The organism is Longimicrobium sp. (assembly GCF_036554565.1).
GTDB lineage: Bacteria > Gemmatimonadota > Gemmatimonadetes > Longimicrobiales > Longimicrobiaceae > Longimicrobium.
Genome location: NZ_DATBNB010000754.1, coordinates 1 through 13,400, shown reverse-complemented (window position 1 = coordinate 13,400; position 13,400 = coordinate 1). Strand labels below are relative to the sequence as shown.

11 protein-coding genes and 1 pseudogene are annotated in these 13,400 nt (G+C 68.6%); 8 read left to right on the top strand and 4 right to left on the bottom strand.

All coding sequences use genetic code 11. The features are described 5' to 3' along the window. The 8 genes and pseudogenes from VIB55_RS21275 to VIB55_RS21240 form a co-directional block, all read left to right on the top strand. Positions 1 to 326 (top strand): annotated as a pseudogene (locus VIB55_RS21275) (hypothetical protein); the annotation flags it as partial. Between the two features lie 65 nt (positions 327 to 391). After that, positions 392 to 2,023: an ABC transporter substrate-binding protein gene (locus tag VIB55_RS21270; protein ID WP_331878681.1), complete on the top strand. Its 1,632-nt coding sequence runs from the start codon at positions 392 to 394 to the stop codon at positions 2,021 to 2,023. Positions 2,024 to 2,151: 128 nt separating this feature from the next. Beyond that, entirely contained in the window at positions 2,152 to 3,867 is a 1,716-nt protein-coding gene (locus VIB55_RS21265; protein ID WP_331878680.1) for an ABC transporter substrate-binding protein, read from the top strand. A gap of 4 nt (positions 3,868 to 3,871) precedes the next feature. Then, on the top strand, positions 3,872 to 4,855 hold the full coding sequence (locus VIB55_RS21260) for an ABC transporter permease (protein ID WP_331878679.1): 984 nt from the start codon (positions 3,872 to 3,874) through the stop codon (positions 4,853 to 4,855). Positions 4,856 to 5,130: 275 nt separating this feature from the next. Continuing rightward, on the top strand, positions 5,131 to 6,042 hold the full coding sequence (gene opp4C / locus VIB55_RS21255) for an oligopeptide ABC transporter permease (protein ID WP_349263062.1): 912 nt from the start codon (positions 5,131 to 5,133) through the stop codon (positions 6,040 to 6,042). Positions 6,043 to 6,094: 52 nt separating this feature from the next. Next, entirely contained in the window at positions 6,095 to 6,697 is a 603-nt protein-coding gene (locus tag VIB55_RS21250; protein ID WP_331878677.1) for a Uma2 family endonuclease, read from the top strand. Continuing rightward, entirely contained in the window at positions 6,694 to 7,857 is a 1,164-nt protein-coding gene (locus VIB55_RS21245) for an ABC transporter ATP-binding protein (protein WP_331878676.1), read from the top strand. The genes VIB55_RS21250 and VIB55_RS21245 overlap by 4 nt, the downstream gene beginning before the upstream one ends. 233 nt (positions 7,858 to 8,090) lie before the next feature. Then, complete coding sequence (locus tag VIB55_RS21240; protein WP_349263061.1) at positions 8,091 to 9,119, top strand: dipeptide ABC transporter ATP-binding protein; 1,029 nt, start codon at positions 8,091 to 8,093, stop codon at positions 9,117 to 9,119. Positions 9,120 to 9,193: 74 nt separating this feature from the next. Here VIB55_RS21240 and VIB55_RS21235 read toward each other — a convergent pair whose 3' ends face one another. The 4 genes from VIB55_RS21235 to VIB55_RS21220 all read right to left on the bottom strand — a co-directional run. Further along, on the bottom strand, positions 9,194 to 10,294 hold the full coding sequence (locus VIB55_RS21235) for an ATP-binding protein (protein WP_331878674.1): 1,101 nt from the start codon (positions 10,292 to 10,294) through the stop codon (positions 9,194 to 9,196). 242 nt (positions 10,295 to 10,536) lie between these two features. Beyond that, on the bottom strand, positions 10,537 to 11,226 hold the full coding sequence (locus VIB55_RS21230; protein WP_331878673.1) for a hypothetical protein: 690 nt from the start codon (positions 11,224 to 11,226) through the stop codon (positions 10,537 to 10,539). 58 nt (positions 11,227 to 11,284) lie between these two features. After that, positions 11,285 to 12,487 carry a type II secretion system F family protein gene (locus tag VIB55_RS21225; protein WP_331878672.1) on the bottom strand — a complete coding sequence of 401 codons (1,203 nt, stop codon included), beginning with the start codon at positions 12,485 to 12,487 and terminating at the stop codon, positions 11,285 to 11,287. A 94-nt stretch (positions 12,488 to 12,581) separates the two neighbouring features. Next, a partial coding sequence (locus VIB55_RS21220; protein WP_331878671.1) for a PilT/PilU family type 4a pilus ATPase occupies positions 12,582 to 13,400 on the bottom strand: 819 nt, incomplete at its 5' end.

The window sequence follows — 13,400 nt, the reverse complement described above, 5'->3', positions numbered from 1 at the left end:
GAGGCAAGCTGGTGGGGAGCGCGCAGCGGCGGGACCGGGGGATCATCCTTCAGCACGGCTCGCTGCCCATCGACGACGACCAGTCGCTGGTGCCTTCGCTGATGAAGACCGGTGCGCCGGTGGATCCGCCCGCGCCGCCCGCCACGCTTTCGGCGCTGCTGGGACGGGCGCCGGAGTGGAACGAGTTGGTCGGCGCGCTGGCCGCGGGATGGGAGGAAACGGCCGGCGCGCGGCTGGAACGAGGGGGGTTGAGCGAGGCCGAAACGCGCGGCGCGGAGGGGCACCGGGGCCACTACGAGAATCCGGCATGGACTTGGCATCGTTGAGCCGGTCTCAGCGGCGCCGCGTCCGGCGCGCGCGTGGTGCACACCGATGACGTGAGGGGGACGGGATGAAGGCCAGACATCTCCGGCGGGTTCTGCCGGGACTGCTCGTGCTGGCGGCCGCGTGCGGCGGCGGGGGTGGCGGTGGCGACAAGGCGGGCGAAAAGGGCAAGGACGCCGGGCCGCCGCAGCAGGGCGGAACCGCGGCCCTCGCCGTGTCGACCGACTTCCAGGCCTTCAACCCGGTCACCAACACGCACCTGACCACCGATGACGTGATCAAGCACATGCTGTTCACGCCCATCATCCAGTACGACGCCAAGCTTCAGCCCCAGCCGTGGCTGGCCGAGCGGTGGGACCTGACGGAGAACAACGTTACCTTTCACCTGCGCCGCGACGTGCGCTGGCACGACGGCAAGCCCGTCACCGCCGAGGACGTGAAGTTCACCTACGACCTGGCCCAGGACAGCGCCGCCGCCTCGCTGCTGAGTTCGGCGTTCCTGAACATGGTGAAGTCGGCCACGGTGGTTGACCCGTACACCATCCGCTTCGATTTCAAGGCCCCGCACGCCCAGGCGCTCGACGCCTTCTGGTGGGCGCCCATGCCCCGGCACCTGCTGCAGGGCGTGTCGGCCGGCGAGCTTTCCACGCACCCGTTCAACCGCAGCCCGGTCGGCAGCGGCCCGTTCAAGTTCGGCGAGTGGAAGGCCAACCAGTCGCTCACGCTGGTCGCCAACCCCGACTTTCCGCAGCCCCTGGGCGGGCGCCCCAACCTTGATCGCGTGGTGTTCCGCATTACCCCCGAGGCCACCACCATGGTCACGGAGCTGGTGAACGGCACCGCCGACATGGCCGCCTACACCCTGCAGCCCGACCAGGCCAAGCAGGTGCAGCAGCAGCGCGGGCTGGATCTGCGCCACTACCCGTCGCGCGAGTTCACCTTCTTCGCCTGGAACAACACGCGGCCGCTATTCGCCGACGCGCGGGTGCGCCGCGCGCTCACGATGGCCATCGACCGCCAGCGCATCATCGACGGCCTGCTGGGCGGCTTCGGGCAGCCCGCCACGGGGATGATTCCCTCGTGGAGCCCCATGTACACGCAGCAGCAGCCGCTGCCCTACGACGTGAACCAGGCCAAGGCGCTGCTGGCCCAGGCCGGGTGGCGCGACACCAACAACGACGGCGTCGCCGACAAGAACGGCCAGCCGCTGCGGTTTACCCTCACCATCAACTCCGCCAACCGCACCCACGCCGACATCGCGCAGGTGGTGCAGCAGCAGCTGAAGGCGGCGGGCGTGGCCATCGACATCCGGCCGCAGGAGTTCCAGTCGATGCTCCAGCAGTACAAGGCGCGCGAGTACGACGCCGTGCTGGCCAACTGGAGCCTCGACACCTTCAAGGTAGATCCCACGCCCCTGTTCTCCTGCGCGCAGGCCCGGGTGAAGGGCTCGGCCAACCGCACGGGCTACTGCAACCCGCAGGCTGACCAGCTGGCCGAGCAGGGAATGCGCAGCACCGACGCCGCGCAGGCCAAGCAGGTGTGGGCCCAGTGGGCGCAGCTGATCCAGCAGGACCAGCCCATCACGTTCCTGTACTGGAGCGAGGACATCGCCGGCCTGGGCCCCCGGGTGCAGAACGTGGAAGCCGACGCCCGCAGCAAGATCGTGAACATCCGCGACTGGTGGGTGCGGCAGCGCTGACCGGCTGCCGGCGCGCCGCGAGCCCGCCCTCCGCGGGCTCGCGGCATTCGCGTCTACCCAACCCCGCGACCCTTGGCGTCGGCAGGCGGCATCCTTCCCCAACCAGCACGGACACACCAGCGGATACCATGATGAAAACGGCGAGGGACAGGGCGCGCCGGGGCGCGTGGGCGGTGGCCACGCTCGCCCTGCTGGCCGCGTGCGGCGACCGCGGCGGGGCGGACGGCGCGGCGAAGGGCGACACCGCAGCGGCGGGCGCGCCGCGCCGGGGCGGAACCGCCGTCATCGCCGAGATCGGCGACCTGAGCCGGCCCATGCCCCTGTTCTTTTCGGGTGCCCCGGACGGCGACATGATGGACGTGATGTACATGGCCCTCACCAGCCAGAGCTGGGAGAACGGCCAGGCCGTGTACCGCCTGTCCGACGAGTCGCCCATGGCCCTGGCCTGGCACTACGAGTACACGGGCCCCGACTCCACGGCCATGCGCTTCCGGTTGCGCAGCGCCCTCAAGTGGTCCGACGGCCAGCCCATCACCGCGCACGACGTGGTGTGGACGTACCAGGCCGCCGCGGACCCGGAAACGGCCTCGCCGCAAAGCTACATGACCGAGCAGATCGACTCGGTGAAGGCGGAGAACGACTCCACCGTCGTCATCCACTTCAAGCGCCGCTACCCGGGGATGATGTTCGACGCGGCGCTGAACGTGGCGCCGCGGCACGTGTACGCCTCTACCCCGCATGACAAGCTGGGCACGCACCCGGTGTTCAGCGACCTGACGAAGATGGTGGTGAGCGGGGCGTGGATGGTGGGCACTCACCAGCGCGGGCAGGCCGTCACGCTGGTTCCCAACCCGCACTTTCCCGTCAGGCCGCGGCTGGACCGCATCGTCATGCGCATGATCCCCGACCCGCAGACCCGAATCGTCGAGCTGCTGAACGGGACCGTCGACTTCGCGCGCGGCATTCCGTTCGACCAGGCGCCCGTGCTGCAGCAGCGGCAGCCCGGCCTCACCTTTGGGCGCGAGGCGCGGCGCTACTGGGAGTTCGTGGCCTGGAACGCCAAAACGGTCGAGCAGTTCGCGGAACCGGAGATCCGCCGGGCCCTGGGAATGGCCATCGACGTGAGCGGCATCATGCAGCAGCTGCGGATGGGCGACTACGCCGAGCGCGCGGCCGGGCCCTACTCGCCCATCTTCCGCGACCTGCACGACCCCGCCCTGCGGCCCCTGGCCCACGATCCCGAGGGCGCCAGGCGCATCCTGGACGCGCAGGGATGGCGCGACACCGACAACGACGGCATCCGCGACAAGAACGGAAAGCCCTTCCGCTTCACGCTGATGACCAACACGGGCAACCAGCGCAGGCAGGACGTGGTCACCATCCTGCAGCGGCAGTGGAAGGAGGTGGGCATCGACGCGCGCATCCAGATGTACGAGCTCACCACCTTCTTCAACCACCTGACGCAGAAGCGCGACTTCCAGGCGGCGCTTGGCAGCTGGGGCGTGGCGCTGGACGCAGACCTGACGGCCATGTGGACGCCCGAGGGGCCGTACAACGTGATCGGCTACGGCAACCCGGAAGTGACCGCCATGATCGAGCGGGCGCGCGGCCAGCCCACAGCGGCGCAGGCGAATCCCCTGTGGCGCGCCGCCGCGGCCAGGATCGTGCAGGACCAGCCCTACACCTGGCTGTACTACTACGACAACACCACCGGCATCAGCCCCCGGCTGAAGGGCACGCACGTCACCAGCTACGGGGCGTACGCCCGCACCTGGGAGTGGTGGGTGAACGGCGGCCCGCAGCGCGGGCCCGCGCCTGATTCCGCGAAGGGAGGCTCGAGGTAAGAGGATGCTCGCATACCTGGTCCGGCGGCTGCTCGGCGCCATTCCCCTTCTGCTGGGGATCCTGACGCTCATCTTCTTCGTGCTTCAACTGGCGCCGGGCGACCCGATCGCCAAGTTCGCCAATCCGAACGTGAGCCCAGAGGTGCTGGAGCAGATGCGCCGCAACTTCGGGCTCGACCGGCCTCTGCACGAGCAGTACGGCAAGTGGCTGTGGAGCTTCGTCACGGGCGACTTCGGCTACTCGTTCGGCCAGATGCGGCCCATCAACGAGATCCTGCCCGGGATCCTGTGGAACACCATGCAGCTCACCCTGATCTCGCTGGTGGTGATCTTCGTGGTGGGCATGCTCATCGGCATCGTGCAGGCGGTGCGGCAGTACTCCATCGCCGACAACGTGCTGACCTTCCTGGCGCTGTTCTTCTACTCGATGCCCAGCTTCTGGTTCGCCCTGATGCTGATCCTGATCTTCTCGCTGCGGGCGGGGCAGGAAGGGTGGGCGCTGAGCTTTCCCGCCTCGGGGATGACGAGCATCGACTACGAGTACCTGACGGGCAGTGAAAAATTCACGGACCGGGTGATGCACCTGATCCTGCCCGCCATCGCCCTGGGGATCGGGTCGGCGGCGGGCGTCGCGCGGTACATGCGCGGGGCCATGCTCGAGGTCATCCACCAGGACTTCATCCGCACGGCGCGGGCGAAGGGGCTGTCGGAGCGCACCGTGGTCTTCAAGCACGCGCTGCGCAACGCGCTGATCCCCATCATCACCCTGCTGGGGCTGTACCTGCCCTTCCTGCTTTCGGGCGCGGTGCTGGTGGAAACCATCTTCGCCTGGCCGGGAATGGGTCGTGCCATCGTCGACGCCATCCTGGCGCGCGACTACCCGATGGTGATGGCCACCTCGTTCGTGATCGCCTCGATGGTGGTGCTGGGCAACCTGCTTTCGGACGTGCTGTACGCCGTGGTCGACCCCCGCATTCGGAACGACTGAACATGGTCCGCGTTTCTCCCGATCCCGAGTCGGTCCCGCCCGAGCCCATGCCCCAGGCCACGGGGCAGGAGCTTCACGCCCCCGCCCCGCGCCGCGGCGCCGGCGTCGTGTGGGGCCGCGTGGCCACGCTGGTGCTGGCCTGGGCCTTCACCCTGTGGGTGGCGCTCACCGCCTGGCAGCGGCACCAGGCCCGGCAGCTGCTTCCCGAGCCCCGCCCCCGGCTGGGGTGGGACTACTGGGTGGCCGTCGCCACGCTGATCGCCGTCATCGCGGGAATGGCGTGGTGGACGTGGAAGTCGGTCAGCGGCAAGCAGCTGGCGAAGTCGCGCACCCGGGGCGACTCGCAGTGGTCCATCGCCATGCGGCACTTCAAGAAGAACCGGCTGGCGATGGGCGGCATGGCGGTGATGATCCTGCTGTACGTGATCACGCTGGTCACCCCGCTGATCGCCCCGTACGACCCGGCGGCGCAGGGCGACATCATCACCTCGCGCTACCTGCCGCCCTCGGGCGAACACCTGTTCGGCACCGACAAGTTCGGGCGCGACATCTTCAGCCGCACGCTGTACGGCGCGCAGATCTCGCTGTCCATCGGCTTCGTGGCGGTGGGCATCAGCATCACGCTGGGCACCATGGTGGGCGCGCTTTCCGGCTACTTCGGCGGCTGGGTGGATGCGGTGCTGATGCGCGTCACCGACATGATGCTGGCCTTCCCTCGGCTGGTGCTGCTGATCGTGGTGATCGCAATCTTCGAGAACCCCTCGTTCTGGCTGGTGGTGATCGTGCTGGGGCTCACCGGGTGGATGGGCACGTCGCGCATCGTACGCGGCGAGGTGCTGTCCCTGCGTGAGCGCGAGTTCGTGCAGGCGGCGCGGGCGCTGGGGTTCAGCGACTTCCGCATCATCACCCGCCACGTGGTGCCCAACACCATGGCCCCGGTCATCGTGTCGGCCACGCTCGGCATCGGCCTGACCATTCTGACGGAGGCGTCACTCTCGTTCCTGGGCCTGGGCGTGCAGCCGCCCACGCCCACCTGGGGGAACATGGTGGCCGACGGGCGCGACGCGCTCACGCAGGCGTGGTGGATCGCCACCTTCCCGGGGCTGGCCATCGTGCTGACGGTGGTCGCCTTCAACCTGCTGGGCGACGGCCTGCGCGACGCTCTGGACCCGCGCCTGCGCACGTGAGGACCGCATGGCGACCCGTGAGCGGCGCGCATCCCGGCAGGATGGGACCGCGATGATTGCACAGGCGCACGGCAACGCCGACGCGGTGAGCTACGAAGATTTCCTCCGGGCGTACGACGGGGTTCGCGCGGAATGGGTGGACGGGAAGGTGGTGGAGATGAGCCCGCAGACGGACCGGCACCTGCTGATCTGGGGATTTCTGTACAAGGCAATCAGCGGCTTCGTGGCGCAGAAGGGGATCGGCGGCCTGGTGGGTCAGGCGGGCTTCCAGGTACGGCTCAGCGCGAAGGTGGCGCGCGAGCCGGACGTGTTCTACCTGGCGCCCGAGAACGAGCACCGGTTCAAGCGCACCTTCGTGGACGGGCCGGTAGACCTGGCGGTGGAGCTGATCAGCCCGGAAAGCCGGGTGCGTGACCGGCGCGACAAGTTCGTGGAATACGCCCACAGCGGCGTGCGTGAATACTGGATCATCGACCCGGAAGCGGAGACGGTGGAGGTCTTCCGGCTGGCTGCGGGCGCGTACGAGCTCGTGCCGTTGGGAGACCCGCCGCGCGTGGCCAGCGAGGTGATCCCCGGGCTGTGGATCGATCCAGCGTGGATGTGGACAGAGAAGCCGAACGAATGGGCGGCGTTCAGGGAATGGGGGCTGATTTGACGCAACCGGACAACACGGCGGGCGCGCGGCCGGGCGCGGACGGGCCGATTCTGCAGGTGGAAAACCTGCGCACCTGGTTCAGCACCGACGCGGGGCTCGCGCGCGCGGTGGACGGCGTTTCCTTCCACGTGAACCCCGGCGAAACGCTGGGCATCGTGGGCGAGTCGGGGAGCGGCAAGTCCGTCACCTCGCTCTCGGTGATGCGCCTGATCCCCAACCCTCCCGGGAAGATCCAGGAGGGCTCGCGCATCCTGTTCCGCGGGAGCAACGGCGAGATGGAAGACCTGGCGCAGGCGTCGGAAAAGCGGATGCGGCAGATCCGCGGCAACGACATCGCCATGATCTTTCAGGAGCCCATGACCTCGCTGAACCCGGTGTTCACCGTGGGCTTTCAGATCGAGGAGTCGCTGCGGCTTCACCAGGGGCTGAGCAAGAAGGCCGCGCGCACGCGGGCCATCGAGATGCTTCAGCTGGTGGGCATTCCCATTCCGCACCAGCGGGTGGACGAGTACCCGCACCAGCTTTCCGGCGGCATGCGCCAGCGCGTGATGATCGCCATGGCGCTGGCCTGCGACCCCAAGCTGCTGATCGCCGACGAGCCGACGACGGCGCTCGACGTGACCATCCAGGCCCAGATCCTGGAGCTGCTGAACAAGCTGCAGAGCGAGCTCGGGATGAGCATCATCCTGATCACCCACGACCTGGGCGTGGTGGCCGAGACGTGCGACCGGGTGATCGTGATGTACGCCGGGCAGGTGTTCGAGGAAGGCCCCGTCGACGACGTGTTCCACAACCCGCAGAACCCGTACACCGAGGGGCTGCTGCGCTCCATGCCCAAGCTGGGGCAGGACGTCGGCCGCCTGGCGGTGATCCCCGGCGTGGTGCCCTCGCCCATCGCCTGGCCTACCGGGTGCCGCTTTCACGACCGCTGCCCGTACGGCTGGGAAAAGACGGAAAAGGAGGCGCCCCCGCTGTTCGAGATCGGGCCCGGGCGCAAGAACAAGTGCTGGCTGGTGAAGTATCCCGAACGCCGTGCAGAGATCAACCGCGAGACGGGCGGGTTTACCCCGGAGGGCGCGCTGACGGGCACGGGCGCGGCCACGCCGGTGGCGGGCTCGCCGGACCTGGCCCCCGACCTCGACGGCGGGGAGGTGGCCTGATGGCGAACGCTCCCGAGGGGCGCACCCCCGCCGACGGCCAGGGCGCGGCCGACGGACAGCGCAGCGGTGGCGCCGAGCCGGCCTCCGTCTCGTCGCCGCTGGTGGGCGCCGGGGTGGAGCGCACCGTGGCGGACGGCGCCTTGCGCAATGCGGTGCACAAGACGCCGCCGGAGCGCCCGGAGCTGCCCCCCGCAAAGGGCGACAGCGACCTGCGCGGCGAAACGCCCGACGACATGGAGCCGCCGCCGGACTCGCTGCTCGTCGTGCGCGGGCTGAAGAAGTACTTTCCCATCAAGAAGGGGTTCTTCAACCGCCACGTGGGCGACGTCAAGGCGGTGGACGGCGTGTCGTTCTTCCTGAAGCGGGGCGAAACGCTGGGGATCGTGGGCGAGTCGGGCTGCGGCAAGAGCACCATGGGCCGCTCGGTGCTGCGCCTGATCGAGCCCACGGCCGGCGCGGCGCTCTTCGAGGGGCGCAACATCTTCGAGATGGACAAGGCCGAGCTGCGGAAGATGCGCCGGCGGGTGCAGATCGTTTTCCAGGACCCGTACAGCTCGCTTAACCCGCGCATGACCATCAGCGACATGCTGCGCGAGGTGCTTTCCATCCATGGCATCGCCACGGGGCAAAAGGCCAAGGACCGCATCGCGGAGCTGCTGCGCATCGTGGGGCTGCGGCCGGAGCACGCCATCCGCTACCCGCACGAGTTCTCGGGCGGGCAGCGGCAGCGCCTGGGGATCGCGCGGGCGCTGGCGGTGGAACCGGAGCTGATCGTGTGCGACGAGCCGGTGTCGGCGCTCGACGTGTCGGTGCAGGCGCAGGTGATCAACCTGCTGCAGGACCTTCAGACGGAGTTCGGGCTGAGCTTCCTGTTCATCGCGCACGACCTGTCGGTGGTGGAGCACATCTCCGACCGCGTGGCCGTGATGTACCTGGGCCGCATCGTGGAGATCGCCGAATCGGGCGAGATGTACCGCAACCCGCTGATGCCGTACACGCAGGCGCTGCTCTCGGCGGTGCCCATTCCCGACCCGCGGGTGCGGCGCGAGCGCATCGTGCTGCAGGGCGACGTGCCCTCGCCGGCCAACCCGCCGCCGGGGTGCCCGTTCCACCCGCGCTGCCAGCACCCGCTGAAGGACGCGGACTGCGCCAGCATCGTTCCGCCCCTGGCGGACAAGGGTGGCGGCCACTTCGCGGCCTGCATCAAGGTGCCGCTGGGCGCCGGCTTCAACGGCAAGGACCCGCTGCCGGTCCTGCAGTAGGCGCCGGTCCGCAAACGAAAGCGCGCCACTCCAGCGGGGTGGCGCGCTTTGTTCCGTCATCCGGGGTCGAGATCTCAATTCCCGGGATCAGCAGCAGGGTCAGGCTGTGGCAGACGGATCACGAAGGTGGCTCCCGCACCGCGATCGTTCTGGACTTCGACCGAGCCGCCGTGCGCCTCGACGAAGGCTTTCGTGATCGACATGCCCAGCCCAGTGCCGCCCGCTTTGCCGTGCGTCACGAATGCGTCAAAGAGCGTGGGGAGGACCTCCTCCGGGATCCCGCCTCCGGTATCGGCGATGGAGAACACGACATCGGAAGCTTCCTGCCGGACCGTTAGGGTCAGCCGCCCTCCATCGGACATCACCTCGCCTGCGTTCTTCACGATGTTCAGCAGTGCCCGCGAGAGGCGGCCCGGATCGGCGACGACGACGAGGTCGGGGTCCAGATCTCTCTCCACCTGCACGCCGCGCCGTTCCATCGCTTCCAGCGCCTGCTCCTCGAGCGGAAGCAGAAGTGTCCGCAGCGATACCGGCTGAACCTGGAGACCCGCGTCGCCGCGGGTGAACGCGAGGAGGCCATCGAGCATCCCGGTCATGGATTCCGCGGCACGCCGTAGCCGCCCCGGCAGGTCCTGGAGAGGGATGCCATCTTCCAGGCAGGAAGCCGCCACGCGCACCACGCTGATCGGGTTCTTCAGGTCGTGCACGATGCCCATGGCCGTTCGACCCACGATCTGCAGCCGCTCCTGTTGCAGCGCTTCGCGTACGCGGTCGTCGTTGCTGGCCCTGACGCGCCGGATGAATGCGGACATGGCATTCCGCGTGAACGACGCAGGCGCGAGCTCGAGCGCCCGCTCGATCGCCGCTCTGTCCAACCGGGCGACTCGGGCCGGAGTCACGGCCTGCGCCCGCGCAGAGCGTGGCGCCGGCGCGAAGTACGACATCTCGCCGAAGAAGTCGCCGGGACCCGCCATGGCGAAGGTGACCCTGCGCTCGCCCTCGCCGCGACCAAGCCAGATCGTTCCGCCCAGGACCAGGTACAGCTCGTCCGATCGATCTTCCAGGTCGAAGAGGATCTCGCCTTCCGCGACATCGATCACCTCCGCCAGCCGCGCGATCTGGCCGCGTACGTCGGCGCCCATCCCGGCGAGAAGCTGATTCTCGGCGATGGACATCGTCCCGGTCGGGGCGACCACAGACCCGTCGTGCATGGCTCCCTTTGCTCGAAGGCTGAAGCTCCGCGGATGCAGAGATGGAACGGCAGAAGGCACCGGGGATGCCCCGGTGCCTTCCTGGCGACGCTACGATGGGCGGCAGGTCTTTACGCCCGGTACGACGAGGCGGCACCACGAGCCCTCCTGCTTCCTCACCTGGAATGCCCCGCCGCCGAACCCGCGCGGGCGCGCCAGCCCGGCCGCTAGCGCAGGGCGATCGGGAGTTGTACCCACACGTCCGTGGGCACCCCGTCCACAGTGGCGCCGCGGAGGGAGATCAGAGGAACCAGCCCGAGGGTGAACCGGTCCAATTCGAGGTTTCCGCTCCGCCGGCCGAGTTCGGAGTGCAGCACCCGGCCGTCGCGGCTCAGGAACATACTCAGGTACGCCGTGCCGGGCAGGGTTGCCACCGGGCCCTGCTGCCGGACCCAGTCGCTCACCGCGCTCTGGATGACGTGCCGGTTGGCCAGCATGGGGCGGCACTCATGGCGCTTGCCGTCCGCGCGCGCCGGGGGGAGCGGCAGGGTATCGAGCCGGGTGTGCAGGGTGATTCGCCCCGGCCCACGCTGCGGGATCTGGCCCGCGCGCTGCACCATTCCCGGCAGCACGCCCGCCAGCGTGGGCGCATCGAGATTGCCTTCGAAGATGCGAAGAAAGGGCTCGCTCCCGTTGCGCTCCATGGTGAAGACCACGACACCCCGTGGCTCGCGCACCCCCGCGGCTGCCGCTGCGTCCAGGAGCGCCTGGCGGTTGGCGGCCTCCACCGCCTTGCGGATCGAGTCCTCCCGCGCCTCGCGCCCGCGCGCGGGACGGTCGCGCTCCCAGCTGCATTCCTGCGCGTACAGCGAGGGTGCGGTGCAAAGCAGGGCCAGGGCACAGAGCAGGATGCGCATCGTGATCGCGGAGAAAGGGGCGATTGCAGGGAGGCGCGCGTTCGTATCAGGCACGATTCTACCCCTGCGCCGTCTGGATCATGTCGAACATGGGCATGTACATGGCCACCACCATCCCGCCGATCACCACGCCCATAACGACGATCATGATGGGCTCCAGGATGGAGGTCAGCGCGCTCACCGCCGCGTCCACCTCGTCGTCGTAGAAGTCGGCGATCTTGGACAGCATGTCGTCCAGGCCGCCCGTCTGCTCGCCCACGTTGATCATCTGCACCACCATGGGCGGGAACACGCCCGACGCCTTGAGCGGCTCGGCGATGGTGGCGCCGCTGGCGATGCTGGCGCGCGAGGCCATCACCGCGTCGTGGATCACACGGTTGCCCGACGTGCGCGCGGTGATCTGCAGTCCTTCCAGGATGCTCACGCCCGAGCTCACCAGCGTGCCCAGCGTGCGGGTGAAGCGCGACACCGCCGACTTGCGCAGCATGTCGCCCAGCACGGGCATGTGCAGCAGGAAGCGGTCGATGGCCAGCTGCCCCGTATCGGTCTTGTACCACCGCCGGATGGCGAACACGACACCAACGATGCCGAGCACGATGAAGAAGATGTAGTTCTGCAGGAACGAGCTCAGCGCCAGCACCACGCGGGTGGGCGCCGGCAGGTCCAGGCCGGCCTCCATGAAGATGGTGGCGAACACCGGCACCACCTTCCACAACAGGATCGTGGTGGCCAGGATCACCACCGTCAGCATGACGGCCGGGTAGGTCATTGCGCCCTTGATCTTGCGGACCAGGGCGTCGTTCTTTTCCAGGAACTGCGCCAGGCGCAGCAGGATGATGTCCAGAATGCCGCCCGCCTCGCCGGCGGCCACCATGTTCACGTACAGCTCGGTGAACACCTTGGGGTGCTTGCGCATGCCGTCGGCCAGCGTCATGCCGGCCTGGATGTCGTTGAGCACCGCGCTGATGATGGACTGGAAGTTCTTGTTCTCGGTCTGCTCGGCCAGAATGGTCAGGCTCTGCACCAGCGGCAGCCCCGAGTTGATCATGGTGGCGAACTGGCGCGTGAAGATCACCACCTCACGGGTCTTGATCCCCGTGCCGAAGGTGATGTTGATCTCCTTGGCCTTGGCGTTCACCGACACCGGGCGCAGCCGCTGCCGCACCAGGTAGCCCACCACCTCGTCGCGGGTGGGCAGGTCGATCTCGCCGGTCGTCAGCTCGCCGCTGGCCGCGCGGGCGCTGTAGGCGAATACGGGCATGAGCGGGTCAGGTTAAGGAAGGTACCAGGTGCCAGGTACCAAGTGCCTGGTACCTGGTACTCGGTACTCGGCACTCTGTACTGGGTACCGCCGTTCAGTTCGGCACCGGCTCGCCCACCATGCGCAGGAACTCGGTGGGGTCCGACGTGCGCTTCACGCACTCCTCCAGCGACACCTCGCGCTGTACGTACAGCTGGTACAGCGCGTCGTTCAGCGTCTGCATGCCGTGCTTCTTGCCGGCCTGCATGGCCGAGTAGATCTGGTGGATCTTGTCGTCGCGAATGCAGGCGCGCACGGCCTGCGTGCACACCATGATCTCGCACGCCATCGACCGGCCCCGTCCGCGCGCCTTGGGCAGCAGCTGCTGGGTGACCACGCCCTCCAGCACGAACGCCAGCTGCGCGCGGATCTGCGGCTGCTGGTGCGAGGGGAACACGTCGATCACGCGGTTGATGGTCTCGGCCGCGGAGTTGGTGTGCAGCGTGGCCAGGCACAGGTGGCCCGTTTCGGCGATGGTCAGCGCGGCCTGCACCGTTTCCAGGTCGCGAAGCTCGCCCACCAGGATCACGTCGGGGTCCTGCCGAAGCGCGTACTTCAGCGCCCGCCCGAAGCTCTGGGTGTCGCTGCCCACCTCCCGCTGGTTCACCATGCACCCCTGGTGGCGGTGGATGAACTCGATCGGGTCCTCGATGGTGAGGATGTGGCCACGCCGCTCGCGGTTGATCTTGTCGATCATCGCGGCCAGGGTCGTGCTCTTCCCCGAGCCGGTGGGGCCCGTGACGAGCACCAGGCCGCGCGGGCGCTCGGCGAGCTTGCCGAGAACGGCGGGCACGGTCAGCTCGTCGAGGCTGCGGATCTGGAAGGGCACCTGCCGGATGGCGAGCGCGACGCAGCCGCGCTGACGGAAGGCGTT

Bases quoted from the DNA above. Each gene is read 5' to 3' on its own strand.
- VIB55_RS21250 (WP_331878677.1), top strand. From the start codon at position 6,095: ATGATTGCACAGGCGCACGGCAACGCCGACGCGGTGAGCTACGAAGAT.
- opp4C (WP_349263062.1), top strand. From the start codon at position 5,131: ATGGCGTGGTGGACGTGGAAGTCGGTCAGCGGCAAGCAGCTGGCGAAG.
- VIB55_RS21240 (WP_349263061.1), top strand. From the start codon at position 8,091: ATGGAGCCGCCGCCGGACTCGCTGCTCGTCGTGCGCGGGCTGAAGAAG.
- VIB55_RS21230 (WP_331878673.1), bottom strand. From the start codon at position 11,226: ATGCGCATCCTGCTCTGTGCCCTGGCCCTGCTTTGCACCGCACCCTCG.
- VIB55_RS21225 (WP_331878672.1), bottom strand. From the start codon at position 12,487: ATGCCCGTATTCGCCTACAGCGCCCGCGCGGCCAGCGGCGAGCTGACG.
- VIB55_RS21235 (WP_331878674.1), bottom strand. From the start codon at position 10,294: ATGTCCATCGCCGAGAATCAGCTTCTCGCCGGGATGGGCGCCGACGTA.
- VIB55_RS21270 (WP_331878681.1), top strand. From the start codon at position 392: ATGAAGGCCAGACATCTCCGGCGGGTTCTGCCGGGACTGCTCGTGCTG.
- VIB55_RS21260 (WP_331878679.1), top strand. From the start codon at position 3,872: ATGCTCGCATACCTGGTCCGGCGGCTGCTCGGCGCCATTCCCCTTCTG.
- VIB55_RS21265 (WP_331878680.1), top strand. From the start codon at position 2,152: ATGATGAAAACGGCGAGGGACAGGGCGCGCCGGGGCGCGTGGGCGGTG.